The organism is Lysinibacillus sp. Bpr_S20, assembly GCF_023337835.1.
GTDB lineage: Bacteria > Bacillota > Bacilli > Bacillales_A > Planococcaceae > Lysinibacillus.
Genome location: NZ_JALNLQ010000003.1, coordinates 323,713 through 338,003 on the forward strand (window position 1 = coordinate 323,713; position 14,291 = coordinate 338,003).

The 14,291-nt window shown below is 36.9% G+C and carries 16 protein-coding genes; 3 read left to right on the plus strand and 13 right to left on the minus strand.

The annotated features are described in order from the left end of the window. Positions 1 to 5: 5 nt before the first annotated feature. From MWJ95_RS09375 to nusB, 6 genes are all read right to left on the minus strand, one after another. A complete protein-coding gene (locus tag MWJ95_RS09375; RefSeq protein ID WP_249105173.1) occupies positions 6 to 887 on the minus strand; it encodes a polyprenyl synthetase family protein in 882 nt (293 codons plus the stop codon). Positions 888 to 890: 3 nt separating this feature from the next. Beyond that, the gene (gene xseB / locus MWJ95_RS09380) at positions 891 to 1,124 is read right to left on the minus strand and encodes an exodeoxyribonuclease VII small subunit (RefSeq protein WP_053483717.1); all 234 of its coding nucleotides are present in this window, start codon (positions 1,122 to 1,124) and stop codon (positions 891 to 893) included. 2 nt (positions 1,125 to 1,126) lie between these two features. Further along, positions 1,127 to 2,479 carry an exodeoxyribonuclease VII large subunit gene (xseA, locus tag MWJ95_RS09385; protein ID WP_249105175.1) on the minus strand — a complete coding sequence of 451 codons (1,353 nt, stop codon included), beginning with the start codon at positions 2,477 to 2,479 and terminating at the stop codon, positions 1,127 to 1,129. Between the two features lie 863 nt (positions 2,480 to 3,342). Then, positions 3,343 to 4,158, minus strand: coding sequence for an undecaprenyl-diphosphate phosphatase (locus tag MWJ95_RS09390; protein ID WP_249073643.1), 816 nt, complete (start codon positions 4,156 to 4,158; stop codon positions 3,343 to 3,345). Positions 4,159 to 4,319: 161 nt separating this feature from the next. Next, on the minus strand, positions 4,320 to 5,186 hold the full coding sequence (gene folD, locus MWJ95_RS09395) for a bifunctional methylenetetrahydrofolate dehydrogenase/methenyltetrahydrofolate cyclohydrolase FolD (protein WP_249073642.1): 867 nt from the start codon (positions 5,184 to 5,186) through the stop codon (positions 4,320 to 4,322). Positions 5,187 to 5,219: 33 nt separating this feature from the next. After that, on the minus strand, positions 5,220 to 5,600 hold the full coding sequence (nusB, locus tag MWJ95_RS09400) for a transcription antitermination factor NusB (protein WP_249073641.1): 381 nt from the start codon (positions 5,598 to 5,600) through the stop codon (positions 5,220 to 5,222). Positions 5,601 to 6,213: 613 nt separating this feature from the next. On the opposite strand from nusB, the gene MWJ95_RS09410 reads away from it, so the two are divergent. Beyond that, complete coding sequence (locus MWJ95_RS09410; RefSeq protein WP_249073639.1) at positions 6,214 to 7,383, plus strand: MFS transporter; 1,170 nt, start codon at positions 6,214 to 6,216, stop codon at positions 7,381 to 7,383. A gap of 55 nt (positions 7,384 to 7,438) precedes the next feature. Here the strand turns inward: MWJ95_RS09410 and MWJ95_RS09415 are convergent, their stop codons facing one another. After that, positions 7,439 to 7,849, minus strand: a complete 411-nt coding sequence (locus MWJ95_RS09415; RefSeq protein ID WP_249073638.1) for an Asp23/Gls24 family envelope stress response protein — start codon at positions 7,847 to 7,849, stop codon at positions 7,439 to 7,441. 470 nt (positions 7,850 to 8,319) lie between these two features. Between MWJ95_RS09415 and MWJ95_RS09420 the strand changes: the two genes are divergently transcribed. After that, positions 8,320 to 8,472, plus strand: coding sequence for a hypothetical protein (locus tag MWJ95_RS09420; RefSeq protein ID WP_249105179.1), 153 nt, complete (start codon positions 8,320 to 8,322; stop codon positions 8,470 to 8,472). A gap of 311 nt (positions 8,473 to 8,783) precedes the next feature. Here MWJ95_RS09420 and MWJ95_RS09425 read toward each other — a convergent pair whose 3' ends face one another. The 3 genes from MWJ95_RS09425 to MWJ95_RS09435 all read right to left on the minus strand — a co-directional run bounded on the left by MWJ95_RS09425 (position 8,784) and on the right by MWJ95_RS09435 (position 9,887). After that, positions 8,784 to 9,152: a hypothetical protein gene (locus MWJ95_RS09425; protein WP_249105180.1), complete on the minus strand. Its 369-nt coding sequence runs from the start codon at positions 9,150 to 9,152 to the stop codon at positions 8,784 to 8,786. A gap of 184 nt (positions 9,153 to 9,336) precedes the next feature. Then, positions 9,337 to 9,498: a hypothetical protein gene (locus MWJ95_RS09430; protein WP_249105571.1), complete on the minus strand. Its 162-nt coding sequence runs from the start codon at positions 9,496 to 9,498 to the stop codon at positions 9,337 to 9,339. Positions 9,499 to 9,704: 206 nt separating this feature from the next. Beyond that, positions 9,705 to 9,887: a hypothetical protein gene (locus tag MWJ95_RS09435; RefSeq protein ID WP_249073636.1), complete on the minus strand. Its 183-nt coding sequence runs from the start codon at positions 9,885 to 9,887 to the stop codon at positions 9,705 to 9,707. A 390-nt stretch (positions 9,888 to 10,277) separates the two neighbouring features. On the opposite strand from MWJ95_RS09435, the gene MWJ95_RS09440 reads away from it, so the two are divergent. Beyond that, complete coding sequence (locus MWJ95_RS09440) at positions 10,278 to 10,586, plus strand: hypothetical protein (RefSeq protein ID WP_249073635.1); 309 nt, start codon at positions 10,278 to 10,280, stop codon at positions 10,584 to 10,586. Between the two features lie 417 nt (positions 10,587 to 11,003). On the opposite strand, the gene MWJ95_RS09445 is transcribed toward MWJ95_RS09440, so the two are convergent. From MWJ95_RS09445 to accB, 3 genes are all read right to left on the minus strand, one after another. Beyond that, the gene (locus MWJ95_RS09445; protein WP_249105182.1) at positions 11,004 to 11,939 is read right to left on the minus strand and encodes a hypothetical protein; all 936 of its coding nucleotides are present in this window, start codon (positions 11,937 to 11,939) and stop codon (positions 11,004 to 11,006) included. Positions 11,940 to 12,398: 459 nt separating this feature from the next. Then, on the minus strand, positions 12,399 to 13,757 hold the full coding sequence (gene accC, locus MWJ95_RS09450; protein ID WP_249073629.1) for an acetyl-CoA carboxylase biotin carboxylase subunit: 1,359 nt from the start codon (positions 13,755 to 13,757) through the stop codon (positions 12,399 to 12,401). A 13-nt stretch (positions 13,758 to 13,770) separates the two neighbouring features. Continuing rightward, positions 13,771 to 14,277, minus strand: coding sequence for an acetyl-CoA carboxylase biotin carboxyl carrier protein (accB, locus tag MWJ95_RS09455; RefSeq protein ID WP_249073628.1), 507 nt, complete (start codon positions 14,275 to 14,277; stop codon positions 13,771 to 13,773). Positions 14,278 to 14,291: the final 14 nt, after the last annotated feature.

The window sequence follows — 14,291 nt, forward strand, 5'->3', positions numbered from 1 at the left end:
TTCCCCTAGTTTTTACGATGAACAATATAGGCTGCAAACTCACGCAATAAGCTGGCATCTACTTCCAATTTATCGAGTGCGTTAACGGCATACTGATAATGCTCGGCAAGCTTTTCTTTTGCCCCAACTAAAGATAACAGAGCTGGGTATGTGCTTTTATCACTCGCTACATCTTTACCTGCAGTTTTACCTAGTTCTTCTGTTGTTCCTTCAATATCTAAAATATCGTCTTGAATTTGGAAGGCAAGACCGATATGATGCGCATATTCCTTTAAAGTTTCGCGATTTTCTTGGGTTACATCAGCTAACACTGCGCCCGCTTCAATACTAAATCGTAATAGAGCGCCTGTTTTATTGATATGGACATGCTCTAGCTCAGCTAAGTTTAGCTGACGCTTCTCACCTTCCATATCGAGTACTTGCCCCCCAACCATACCTTCTGCACCAGCTGCTTTACTTAAAAGATTAACCAGTTCAATGCGTTTTTCTGCTGATACATCCATGCGTGCTAAAATGCCAAACGCCAGTGTATTCAATGCATCTCCTGCTAGTGTCGCTAATGCCTCGCCATATACTTTATGATTTGTTGGCTTACCTCTACGGAAATCATCATTATCCATACTTGGTAAATCATCATGGATTAACGAATACGTATGGATCATTTCAATGACTGATCCTACAGTTAAACCATCCTTTAAATTCTTATTATATAATTCAAGCACCGCCAATACGAAAAGAGGACGAATACGTTTACCTCCAGCTTTTAATGAATAAAGCATGGATTCTTTTAAATTGACAGGTGCATCAATTTTCTCAACTAGTGTAAACATTTCAGCTTCAACTTGTGGTATGTTGCTTTCAATAAAATGTTTTAATTGCTCGTTCATTTCTTAATTCTCTCCCTTTAATGGATCAAATGCTGTCGTTTCACCTGTCTCTTGGACAATAGAAATTAACTGTTCCTCAGCATGTTGCAGCTTGCTATGACAAAATTGGGATAGTTCCATACCTTGTTTATATAAATCAATCGCATTTTCTAGCGGTACATCACCCTGCTCTAGCTGGCGGACAATTTCTTCAAGTGCCGTCATTGCATCTGCAAAAGTTTGTTGTTTCTCTGCCACAATTATTCCCCCTCATTTTTCGGCAAGATCTTTACCACATCCGCAATAACTTTCCCATCATGGAAGGAAAGCGTTAATTGGTCTTGTGGCTTAACATCAGCTGATGATTTTAACATTTGATGATCTTTATAAGCTACCGTGAAGCCCCTAGTTAAAATGGCAAGCGGATTCAATGCCTCTAAAGTTCTGACATTTGCCTCAAATTGTTGTTTTTGCTTTGTTACATAATGCGTTGCAGCACGAGTTAATTGTTGGACGTGCGTTTCTAGCTCTCGTTGATGGAAAGCTAGTGCCTTTTTTGGTGAGTGCTGCTCTACCGCACTATGTAATTTTTGAAACTGCGCTGTTTTCTTCATCAAATCGACCTGCATTGCTTTTTGTAATCCTGATTCAAGTTGTGCTAGCCTTTCCGTAAATGGACGATATAGGCGTTCTGGCATTGACAACGGATACGATTGTTGGAGCTTATTTAGACGTTGCCGTTCTGTTATAAGTTGCGCTCTTACGATTTGATGTAGTTGTGATTTTTGTGTAAGCACCCGTTGAAATAAATCTTGTTGATCAGGTACAGCCATTTCAGCTGCTGCTGTTGGCGTCGGCGCGCGCAAATCTGCCACATAATCCGCTATCGTCGTATCAGTTTCATGACCTACTGCACTAATAATCGGGATTCGGCTTCCAAAAATCGCTCGTGCAACTGCTTCCTCGTTAAATGCCCATAAATCCTCAATCGATCCACCGCCCCGCCCAACAATTAATACATCGCAACTCGCATCGTTATTTGCGCGCTCAATATTGTGAACTATATTTGGTGCTGCCTGTGCTCCCTGCACAAGGGTTGGATAAATGAAAACTTCAGCAAGCGGGTAGCGTCTCTTTAATGTTGTACAAATATCTCGAATGGCTGCACCAGTTGTCGACGTTAAAACACCAATTTTAACTGGAAACCTTGGAATCGGTTGTTTCCACTCAGGTTTAAAAAGCCCTTCTTTTTGTAACTGCTCTTTCAGCTGGTTAAAGGCAACAAACAAGCTACCAATACCATCTGGTTGCATTTCCTGTACATATAATTGATAGGTACCGTAGCCTTCGTAAACGTTTACATCCCCGCGGATAAATACTTGCATACCTTCCTTTGGTTCAAACTCTAATTTTGTGGCTGCCGTTTTAAACATGGTAGCAGCAATTCGTGCTCCATCATCCTTTAATGTAAAGTAAATATGCCCTGATTGATGAATCTTGACATTGGATAGCTCACCCTTTACATAGACTTCACGTAAATGCGGATCAGCATCAAATTTCCGTTTAATATATTTTGTTAATGCTTTTACAGTTAAATAAGAAGCAGATGACATTTTTCCGGCTCCTTTACTAAAATCAAGTTTTTCACAAAACTACACCTATCATAACATTTTTTAGTACTCCTGACGTGTCAAAATGCAGTTTCGCTAGAAAAAACGACTGTCTTTCATAGTATTGAAAACTTTACTATAACACATCTTAAGACGTCGTATAAAATAAAGTATTGCTTTTCGACAAAACGAGGGGTTGATTTCCATTCCGACTGGGTGCTTGAGCGACGGATAAATTAGGCGAAGTAACGGATTGTATCGTTTGAGCGACGGATTGATTCCGGGGCGACGGTAAGGTTAGTCTGAACGACGGATAAATCAGGCGAAGTGACGGATTGTACCGCTTGAGCGACGGATTGATTCCAAAGCGACGGTAAGTTTAGTCTGAACGACGGATAAATTAGGCGAAGTAACGGATTGTATCGCTTGAGCGACGGATTGATTCCAAAGCGACGGTAAGTTTAGTCTGAACGACGGATAAATTAGGCGAAGTGACAGATTGTATCGTTTGAGCGACGGATTGATTCCAAAGCGACGGTAAGTTTAGTCTGAACGACGGATAAATTAGGCGAGGTGACGGATTGTATCGCTTGAGCGACGGATTGATTCCAAAGAGACGGTAAGTTTAGTCTGAACGACGGATAAATCAGGCGAAGTGACGGATTGTATCGCTTGAGCGACGGATTGATTCAAAAGCGACGGTAAGTTTAGTCTGAACGACGGATAAATTAGGCGAAGTAACGGATTGTATCGCTTGAGCGACGGTAATAGCAGCCTCGTCGACGGTAAGACAGGCAAAGTGACGTTCATTTTTTCAACAACAAAAAAGCCTCACAACTAAAACGAAAGTTACGAGGCTTTTTAAATTAATAAAATATTAATAGAAGCGTACCTACAAGGAAGCAATAATATGTAAAGTAGCTAAGCTTGCCACTTTTCATGATTCCCATAAACCAACGCATTGCAAAATAAGTCATAAATAAAGTCGCAATAAATGTCGCAGCATAGGGAATTGCTAAAGCTCCTTTATTTGGCTCATCTAAAAAGTCGGAAATCCCAAGGACAACCCCACCAAGACTTACAGGAATATAAAGCATGAAGGAAAATCGCAAAGCCGTTTCCTGCTTCATACCAACTGCAATGGCTGAAATAATCGTTGCGCCTGAACGACTAATACCAGGTGTTAATGCCACAGCTTGACCCAGACCTACGATGATGGCATCTTTCGCAGTCAAATCCGCATCCCTTTTCGTACCACGCATATTACGGATTAGCCATAGGGCAATACCTGTCACAAATAGCATTAGTGCAATCGTAGTCATACTAACATTTTCCGCAATAACATCACTTAATAAAACACCTAAAATGCCCGCTGGAATAGAACCAATCACAATGAATACGGAAAAACGGAAATCTGCTCTATAACGATTCTTTCGTGTTTTAAGATAAAGGAAAAAGTTTGTAATGAGTCGGACAATATCCTCTCGATAAATATAGACAATCGCTAGTAACGAAGCTGTGTTCGTTAAAATAGCAAACGTAAAACCTTGCTCACCAAGACCAAGAATTTCGCTAGCAATCATAACATGTCCGCTCGATGATACAGGAATTGGCTCAGTAAATCCTTGTACAAGACCGATCATGATATGTTTGATTATAAGTATTAAATCTATGTTTTCCATAAAAACCTCCCTATTAATATGTATGACCCAAACGTTACATTAGACGTTGAAGGCAATGGGAAAGTTCTTAAAGAATACCTAGAAAGTAAAATAATGCAAAAAAGCTATCTCAATAAAAATAGTGAGATAGCTTTTTTGGCAAACTAAAGAGTCATTCAAAATTATAACTTAACTGTATGTGCAAGCTTATTTTCTGCTGCTTGAACTGTGTTGAATAATAACATAGTAATTGTCATAGGTCCTACACCGCCTGGTACTGGTGTAATGTGAGAAGCAATACCATCGACCTCACTAAAGTTTACGTCACCGCAAAGCTTGTTGTTTTCATCACGATTAATGCCAACATCTATAACAACTGCGCCTTCTTTAACATGCTCCTTCGTAATAAAGTTTGCACGTCCAACAGCCGCAATTAAAATATCTGCTTGTTTCGTGAATGCAGGTAAATCTGGTGTTTTGGAATGCGTATATGTAACGGTTGCATCCTTTTGTAGTAGAAGTTGTCCCATCGGTTTCCCAACGATATGACTTCTACCCACGATGACCGCATGCTTTCCTGCTATTTCGATTCCTGAATATTCAAGAAGCTTCATTACGCCAAACGGTGTACAAGGCAAAAATGTTTCTTGGCCAAGCATCATTTTCCCTACACTTACTGGTGAGAAGCCATCAACGTCTTTTTCAACAGCAATTGTAGCAATAACTGTATCCTCATCAATATGTTTTGGGAGTGGTAATTGTACTAAAATACCATGAATATCTTCACGATTATTTAATAATTCAATTTGTGCTAATAACGCTTCTTGTGTAGTTTCTTCTGGTAGTTTGATTAGCTCAGAAAACATACCTATTGCTTCACAAGATTTTTGCTTATTTCTCACATATGTAGCTGAGGCTTGGTTGTCTCCTACTAAAACAACCGCTAAGCCTGGTGTTAATCCTTGCTCTTTTAAACGCGTTACTCGCTCTGCTACTGAATTACGAATTTCTTGACCAATTTCTTTACCATTAATAATTGCACTTGACATAGACCTTAGTTACTCCTTCCAATTCAACACATTTTATTGTTCTGTAAATTTAGAAAGTACGCCATTAACAAATTTCGACGAGCCTTCGTCTCCAAATGTTTTGCATAACTCGATTGCTTCATTAAGTACTACTCTTTTTGGTGTTTCTGGCATGTATAAAATTTCGTATACAGCTAGACGTAAAACCGTTCTTTCAATCTTCGGTAAACGGGCAAGTGACCACTTTTCAAGATGCTTCTCTAAAGTAGCATCAATTTCCTCTAAATGTTCAACTGTTCCAGTAACAATCTTTTCGTAGAAGACATTTGTTGGTTGACCTTTAATATGGCCCATTGCTTCTTCTACTGTTAGTTCAGTATTGTCTAGCTGAAACAAAACTTGCAACGCTTTTTCGCGTGCCTCATGTCGTTTCATGTAAAGCTCTCCTTCTTAAGTGGCATTAAGGTTTATAATAGCATAAATTCGTACGAGAAACACGAATTCAAACAAGTTTTAAATAATCTGATACCTTTTTCAAGCAAGTTTTTGCTTATTTTAACTCCCTGCAATTAACTTTACTAAAAAATATGTTGAAATTAGCAATCCACCATTATTGTTTAAATAACAAGAATGTTATAATTAGGGAAATGATTTTATCTTATGAGGTGTTATATATGCATTATAAAGTTACATGTACAAGCTGTAAAAGACCATTCAAGTTATACGAAGGTGAAGAACAATATAAGCAATTCAAAGAACGTAAATCCCAACTATTTTACTGCGAGGAATGTAAACATAAAATTCGTTTTGATGCCATACGAAACTTCTTTAGCTAATAGTAGTATGTACATTTTATGAATAAACACATGCAACTTTTTGTTCAAAAACAATTATACCACCTTGTATAATTGCGAACTAATACTTCCACACTTATAAAAAAATTGATAAAAATTAAAACAAATCTTTTGACCCTATAGTTACTATAGGGTTTATTGTATTACTTGGAAATATTCTAGTAGATTTAGATTCATGTATCAAAGGAGAAAAAATGAATAAGAAGCAAATTTTAACCTTAAGTATTTTATTATCAAATTTATTCATTGCCTTTTTAGGTATTGGTTTAGTCATACCTGTACTACCAACAATCATGAATGAGCTAAAAATTTCAGGCTCAGTCGTTGGTTATATGGTGGCAGCATTTGCTATTACACAACTGATTGTCTCACCGATTGCCGGTAAAATGGTAGATAATATCGGTCGAAAAATTATGATCATTGCGGGTCTTTTTATTTTCGGTTTTTCAGAGCTGCTATTCGGACTTGGACGTACAGTTGAAATACTATTTATCTCACGTATGCTAGGTGGTGTAAGTGCTGCCTTCATCATGCCGGCAGTAACTGCATATATCGCTGATATTACAACAATATCACAACGTTCAAAAGCATTGGGTTATATGAGTGCAGCGATTAGTACTGGCTTTATTATCGGACCTGGAATCGGTGGATTTTTAGCAGAAATCGGAACTCGCATACCGTTTTACGCCGCTGGTATTCTTGGATTTTCAGCAGCTATCTTGTCAATACTATTACTAAAGGAGCCGACACGTGCTTCAGATGATGAAGAGTCTGCACCTTCAATTTTAGGCAGCGTGAAGCGTATTTTTAGCCCGCTCTACCTTATTCCGTTCGTGCTTATTTTCGTATTATCATTTGGTTTAGCTGCATTTGAGTCGTTATTCAGCCTATTTGTGGATCATAAATTCGCATTTAGCCCTTCAGATATCGCAATTATTATTACGGGAAGTGGAGTAGTCGGGGCCATTGCTCAGTTAGTGCTATTCGATAGCCTGACTAAAAAAATGGGCGAAATTAATCTTATCCGATATTCACTCATCCTATCTGCTGTTTTAACATTCGCGATGACTATAGTTAGTCACTATTTCGCAATACTGTTTGTCACATTCTTTATTTTCGTCGGCTTCGATTTAATACGTCCTGCCGTTACCTCTTATTTATCGAAAATTGCCGGTAATGAACAAGGATTTGTTGGTGGCATGAACTCTATGTTCACAAGTCTTGGTAATATCTTCGGTCCTATTTTAGGCGGGGTATTGTTCGATATAAATTTAAACTATCCATATTATTTTGCGACAATTGTTTTAACAATCGGTGTAATACTCGCTTTGTTCTGGAGAAAGCCAAAACATATCGACATCTAATAAAGTTGTGTAACATTTCATATAAAAAGAAGGGTTGCCTAGGCAACCCTTCTTTTTATTCTTGTGCAGCTACTTCTTCTTTTTCAAAGTGAATACCTGTAATGTGTACATTCACTTCTGCTGTTTCAAGTGCTGTCATATTAAAAATCGCTTGGCGAATTTGAGTTTGTACTTCCTTCGCTACTTTTGGGATTGTATAACCGTATTTCACAGAGCAAAATACATCAATGGCGATCTCACCAGTTTCAGTAACACCCGATTTAATACCCTTATTGTGAACTTTTTTACCAAAGCGTTCAACTACGCCTGTAGCAATATTACCACGAGTTGCAGCGACTCCTTCTACCTCGTTCACTGCGATTCCCGCAACAACCTCAATTACTTCAGCTGCTACTTCAATTTTCCCAAGTTCTTCTTTACCAGAAGGCGTTGGTTGTACGAAAGATTGTCCTACTTTCTCTGCCATACAAATATCATCCTTTCCCTTACACATCACAAACAAATGCTGTACTTACGCTTATTATACTATAAAAAGGAAAGTTTGGCGCCGTAAAGCCGATTTAATTTATTTAGGACATGTTTATGTCGATAAATTTAAAAAGTTGGGTGATAAATCCAAAATTTTAGTCGATAAATTAACAAAGTTAGTCGATAAACTCAAATAACCTCTCGATAAAAATGAAAAGCGAAAATAGCCGCTACCTGACAAATATATTTTTCACTGTCCCTCTTAGTAAATTTACCAAATTTAATTAGAGGGAGTCCTCCCTACTAGCCATTTTTCACCAGGAAACCTGACGTTGATTTTATCACTTACGACTTTCGATAATGCATCAAAATATTTCATATCTTTCCATTATATTTCCAACGAACAATCATAATAAGCTATAATTCACTATATATGTAGTTTTAATCAGGAAAGGGGAATTGAACAATATGGATATTTTTATATTTATATTAGTGCTACTTTTAGTTTATACAGGTTTAGCAATAGAAAGAATTTTGAAAGATATTCGTAAACAAAATAAAGAAATTATTGATATATTGAAGAAGAACAATCGAGAAAAAGAAGACAATACAAGCGAATAAGTTGAACAGTTATTCTAGGTTTGTGCGCATGATCTTAATTCTAGCAAATTTAAATAAATAGCAGATTCAATGCACTTTAGCAAACAAAACCGGTCTGAAAGTCATGATGGCGATAAATTTAAAAAGTTAGGCGATAAATCAACAAGCGGCTTTTATATTAGTTTCTTAATCGAACATCCAGTCTTTTCTTACATTAAACTGCCCATTCGTTTAAGTACATTCTTTCACAAACATTATTGATTTGGAAAAATTAAACAGTTTATATATTTGAAATACATCATAACGAAAAATTACTTCTTTTCGTTTCATATTTACTTATTACTTTGGCTGTTAGTATGTCCTTGCTTGCTAAATACTCTTATAATTAATTGCCCTAAAATATAAATAATTGAAACAAATATAATGGCAGCATCTCTGCCAAAAGGTTTAAACCAACCTCCATCATCAACTATAAAAAAATAGCCAAATATCAAAGAAATAACGGTCATAATAAAATTCAAGCCAAAAAACAAAGGAAATTTAATGTTTCTCGATGACATACCAACAACAATTATGAACACTAGAAATACCGGAAACAAAAAATGAGCGTGTTGCCTAGCAAGGTGACTATTATATTCGTAAAAATGAAATAAGAAAGGAACTGGAAATAAAGACAAAATACTTATAATAAACCTCTTCAATTTATATATACCCCCATATTAAATTGATAAGGAAAACAACCTTATAGTGTAATTTTACACTATAAGGTTGTTTTTTCAATATGCTGTATTTTTTTATTTCTAATTCTTATTGAACTAACCTCCCCGTTCGTTGAAGAGCAACAATCTTTACGAAACCAGCCATTAACTTTGTGAATATATAGTGTTACTGTCTCTTTTCAACAAATAACAAAATTAGTGTTGCCAGTGGACCTAACACAAGAGAAAGTAAAAACCAATTTAACCCCGTTCTATTCTTCCCTTGTGCAAGTGCAGCATTGATTAACGCTAATGTACCCCAGCCTACGACATATTGATTATCCATCATCTGTCCCCCTATTTCATTTAACACTGCACGTTTGGTATAGATTTCTTCATACTTTTGATTATAACATATCCAAATTACATACTTCATAAAAGGCTAAATTCGAGAGGTAACCGGGCACTGGTGTCCGTTAAACTAAAACGATTGTTTATTTTCAAAAAACGCCGAGCTTGCTTTTCGTGCATTTTTAACGATTCCCTAAAATTTGTTCACTCCAAGTTCATCATTAGCTCGATTTCGGATGCTGCGTAAATTACGTTGTTGAACGTTAAAGGTTCTCCCATGAATACATATAAGGAACCTTGACCTTCGCTGTAATATACGTCTGTTTTACGCCCAGTCCGTTCGAGTAGTTTGCGTTGGATATTAACAATACTAACTGCAATATTCATTCCATTTAATCCCCTTATAATTCCGTTTGTTTAAGCTTCGAAACACAAAAGATGATAAATACGTCGACTGGCGATTTAAAACCGATTTTAACCACGTAAAAAGGCGAAATAAAGGCATAATGCTTCCTTATTACTAATATTCAAGCATAGTACTGTTTTCAGATAAGATCATCTGTAAAAACATTTAAATATTTCCCAAGATGGATCCACGCTGTCTTACTATTGATTTAGGCGATCATTTAAAGGCAATTCGATGAGTTGTTAGTATGTTCTTCAAGGCTTACTTCTGGAAAATCTTCCTCATTCAACTATTTAGTCACAAAAAGGAATATTAATATAAAACGTTGAATTAAGTTTAGAAAATTAATTAATTGGAAGTGATCATCTAAAATGCGAGAAAAATTAAAAAATTTTATAAACGATCCCTGGTGGTTGATTTCAACAAGTATGTCAGAATCCTTAACGAAAGAGTTAGAGAAAGAACTTTCACTAACACACATTCTCTACGGAAAAGAAGCTGTAGCAATGGCTAGAAGAGAAGATAATGATGATGTTATTTTTTGGATTAAAAAGCTAAACAAATATGCTGTTGTTCATTTAACATATTCAAAAGAAACTTCAAATGATTTCCCTATTACATTACTATTTACATTAAGTGAGTTAGAAGAATACTGTAAGACTATTTCAAAATTTTATTAAAGAAACAGAGGCTATTAGATAAAACTAAGCATTGGCGCACCTAGGTTTCAACGGCCATTATTAGCGCAACGATTAGTCGTATTCTTTAATCGTTTGTTTACGTTCCCGATAAGCGCATTTGTTCTTTAAAGATAATTAGCGCCGAATTAACGTCAATTGTTTGCTGTTATTAGCAGTTCATTATTTCATTTTTAGGACGTTTTTAATGCGATAGATATTGCCTATTTCGAAATTTTTACGCACAAAAAAGACCCCCTAACGCATCAGTTTCGTTAAAGGGTCTAAAAATTGGATATTCCGTCTTGTTTTATTCCTAATTCTATTTAGCTGACAACTATTGCGCAAGTTGATACACCTTACTGAATTGCACTAATTTAAAGATTTAATGTTCATCAATGCTTGTTAGGATAATAAAGTTTACATATTTTCAACAAAGGATTTTAGCATCGCTGCCTCATCTAGAAACCATTTTTTCTTTAATTGCGGAGAATGATAAGAATTATCGCTATGAAGATATGGTTGTGAAATAATGCTTTTTGCAACTGGAGCCATAAAAATTTTATTAAGGACTTCCAGAGGCGCCGGATACACAAAGTATAATGTTAATAGAGGTTGTGGATTTTCGATTCTCCAATTCGCAAATCCTTTAGAAAAGTTCTTGTGTTCCGGCATTTTTATCTGTTGAAATATTTGTGCGGGTAATAAATTTTGTGCCAAACAATAAAGACCATGTGCAGGCACACATAGCTGTTTCATCGCTTTACTGAAATCGGCACGCATGTATCCTGAACACAAATTTTGTAAATGTTCCCCCATTGCCTCGATATCTTCTTTGTGTAAAGCTAACAGAAATGCAGCTCCTGAACGTTCCCATTGCGGTTTATTTAAACCAACAAATTTTTCAGCAGCATTGAGCGCTTTTTGCAACAGTATTTCATCTCTATACCACATCGCCCTCAGGAGATTGCTCATCACAACATAAAATGGATAACCATTTTTAGTTAGCCCCAGTTCAGATGGAAGAATGCGCTCCATTGTTTCGTTATCCCCGCAAGCGAATGCCTCTAAAATATGTAAGGTGTTGTTACAATGATCATACCCTCCACTGCATCCCGGTAGTAATTGATAACGCATTTCCTGGAAAATCAAATTATTCAACTTTTGCCAGTCTTGATGTATCAAGCATTCATCTAACCATATATCGTAGTTGGTTTTTATCAGTCCAAATGACATTGACTTAGTAATTTCCTCTAACAATTCATGATCTTGTGTAGCTCCTTCTTTTGCATCTTTTACAATTTCCTCGTAATTAATAATGCATTGCTCTATGTATTGACTTTGATCCTTTTCCATTATACTTTACAACCCCTTCTTTTTATTTTTCCTTTCAAGAATTACAAAGGGCATTCACCTATTCTCTCTTTTTACCATTTCATCATATTATCTACATAGGGTTCAGAACATGTCAAACCTCGCTGCACTGATACATAAGATGCTTTATAGCTAATGATACTTTTATGTACTGTACCACTACTATTAGGATACAGATAGTAGTGTATATGGAATGTTATCCTCCGATTTGTAGTAAAAGACTTAGTGATATTATAGTGCTTTCGGAGGCTTAAAAGGATAGAACTTGCATGTATGAATTATCTTCATCTATGCAAGTCCTTTTTAATTCACTTTCACAACTGCCCCTCCTGTACGCTGACCTTTTCTAAACAAATAAAAAACCTCCTAACAATTGAATGTTAGAAGGTAATTTTATTGCGATATTTGAAATGTATTCTATTCCCTAAATCCACAGATCAACTACTTGCTTGTCCCCAAAACATCATTCTCTTCTAGGAACTTCGTATTGAATTGTGCTGATTTGAAAACGTCATTGTTCATCAATGCTTGGTGGAATGGAATTGTTGTATTGATCCCAGGACCAGATACTTCAAATTCGCTAAGCGCACGATTCATTTTCGCGATCGCTTCTTCACGTGTATTGGCATGAACAATTAGTTTTGCAACCATTGAATCATAGTATGGTGGGATTGTATAGCCAGCATATACAGCAGAGTCAATACGTACACCATAGCCACCTGGAGTTACGTAAGTATCTACAGTACCAGCTGATGGCATAAAGTTTTTATAAGCATTTTCTGCGTTAATACGGCATTCAATTGCCCAACCATTTAATTGAATATCATCTTGCGTGAAAGGAAGTTTTTCACCAGATGCAATTTTTAATTGTTGTTGTACAAGATCTACACCAGAAATCATTTCAGTTACTGGGTGTTCTACTTGAATACGAGTGTTCATTTCCATGAAGTAGAATTTATCTTCTTGATAGTCATAAATAAACTCGATTGTTCCGGCACCTTCATAGTTACAAGCTTGAGCAGCTTTCACGGCAGCGGCACCCATTTCTGCACGACGCTCAGAAGATAGCGCTGGAGATGGAGCTTCCTCTACTAATTTCTGCATACGACGTTGAACTGTACAGTCACGTTCACCTAAATGTACAACGTTACCATAGCTATCTGCTAATACTTGGATTTCACAGTGACGGAAGTACTCGATGAATTTTTCTAAATATACGCCAGGGTTACCGAATGCTGCAGCAGCCTCTTTTTGCGTAATTTCAATGCCTTTTACAAGGTCTTCTTCTGTGCGAGCGACACGGATACCTTTACCGCCACCACCAGCAGTTGCTTTGATGATTACTGGGTAACCAATTTTAGCAGCCCACTCTTTACCTGTTTCGATATCTGGAACAATACCAGTACCCGGAACGAGTGGAACACCTGCTGCTTCCATTGTTGTACGTGCAACGTCTTTAATACCCATAATTTTAATAGAATCTGATGAAGGTCCAATGAACTTAATGCCTGCGTTTTCACAAGCCTCAGCGAAGTCAGCGTTTTCAGATACAAAACCGTAACCTGGGTGGATACCGTCTGCACCAGTTTTTTCTGCTACGCTAAGTAAAGCCGGGAAGCTAAGATATGAATCTTTTGATAGCTTTGGTCCGATACAATATGCTTCGTCTGCTAATTTCACATGTAATGCGTCAGCGTCTGCTTCTGAGTATACAGCAACAGATTGAATGCCTAACTCTTTACAAGCACGAATGATTCGCACAGCGATTTCGCCGCGGTTTGCAATTAAAACTTTTTTCATGATTGTGCACTCCTTACTCAGCTTTTACAAGGAATAATGGTTGACCGTATTCTACTAATTCACCGTCTTTAACAAGTACCTCAACGATTTCCCCTTGAACTTCTGCTTCAATTTCGTTGAATAGTTTCATAGCTTCTACGATACATACGATTGTTTCATTACCAACTTTGTCCCCCACTTTAACGTAAGCTGGTGAATCAGGATTTGGAGATTGATAAAAAGTTCCAACCATCGGAGACACAATTTTATGTAACGATGGGTCGTTATTTGCTGGTGCCGCAGCTGGTGCTTCCTCAGCTTTTTCAGGAGCTGAAGTAGCTGGTGCTACAGGAGCTGCTGCTGGTGCAGATTGTTGTACAACAGGTGCAACAACTTCTTTTTTAGGTGCTACAGTTTCAGTAACAACAACACCATTCTTTTTTAATTTAACTTTTGCGCCATCAACTTCATAAACGAACTCGTCAATTGAAGAAGAATCTACTAATTTAATAATTTCACGAATTTCTTGAATTTTGAACATTTCTAACTCTCCTT

Coding starts and splice junctions, on each gene's coding strand:
- MWJ95_RS09420 (WP_249105179.1), top strand. CDS start 8,320: ATGGATATTTTTATATTTATATTAGTGCTACTTTTAGTTTATACAGGT.
- MWJ95_RS09445 (WP_249105182.1), bottom strand. CDS start 11,939: ATGGAAAAGGATCAAAGTCAATACATAGAGCAATGCATTATTAATTAC.
- xseA (WP_249105175.1), bottom strand. CDS start 2,479: ATGTCATCTGCTTCTTATTTAACTGTAAAAGCATTAACAAAATATATT.
- accB (WP_249073628.1), bottom strand. CDS start 14,277: ATGTTCAAAATTCAAGAAATTCGTGAAATTATTAAATTAGTAGATTCT.
- folD (WP_249073642.1), bottom strand. CDS start 5,186: ATGTCAAGTGCAATTATTAATGGTAAAGAAATTGGTCAAGAAATTCGT.
- MWJ95_RS09390 (WP_249073643.1), bottom strand. CDS start 4,158: ATGGAAAACATAGATTTAATACTTATAATCAAACATATCATGATCGGT.
- MWJ95_RS09440 (WP_249073635.1), top strand. CDS start 10,278: ATGCGAGAAAAATTAAAAAATTTTATAAACGATCCCTGGTGGTTGATT.
- nusB (WP_249073641.1), bottom strand. CDS start 5,600: ATGAAACGACATGAGGCACGCGAAAAAGCGTTGCAAGTTTTGTTTCAG.
- MWJ95_RS09430 (WP_249105571.1), bottom strand. CDS start 9,498: ATGATGGATAATCAATATGTCGTAGGCTGGGGTACATTAGCGTTAATC.
- MWJ95_RS09415 (WP_249073638.1), bottom strand. CDS start 7,849: ATGGCAGAGAAAGTAGGACAATCTTTCGTACAACCAACGCCTTCTGGT.
- accC (WP_249073629.1), bottom strand. CDS start 13,757: ATGAAAAAAGTTTTAATTGCAAACCGCGGCGAAATCGCTGTGCGAATC.
- MWJ95_RS09410 (WP_249073639.1), top strand. CDS start 6,214: ATGAATAAGAAGCAAATTTTAACCTTAAGTATTTTATTATCAAATTTA.
- MWJ95_RS09435 (WP_249073636.1), bottom strand. CDS start 9,887: ATGAATATTGCAGTTAGTATTGTTAATATCCAACGCAAACTACTCGAA.
- MWJ95_RS09375 (WP_249105173.1), bottom strand. CDS start 887: ATGAACGAGCAATTAAAACATTTTATTGAAAGCAACATACCACAAGTT.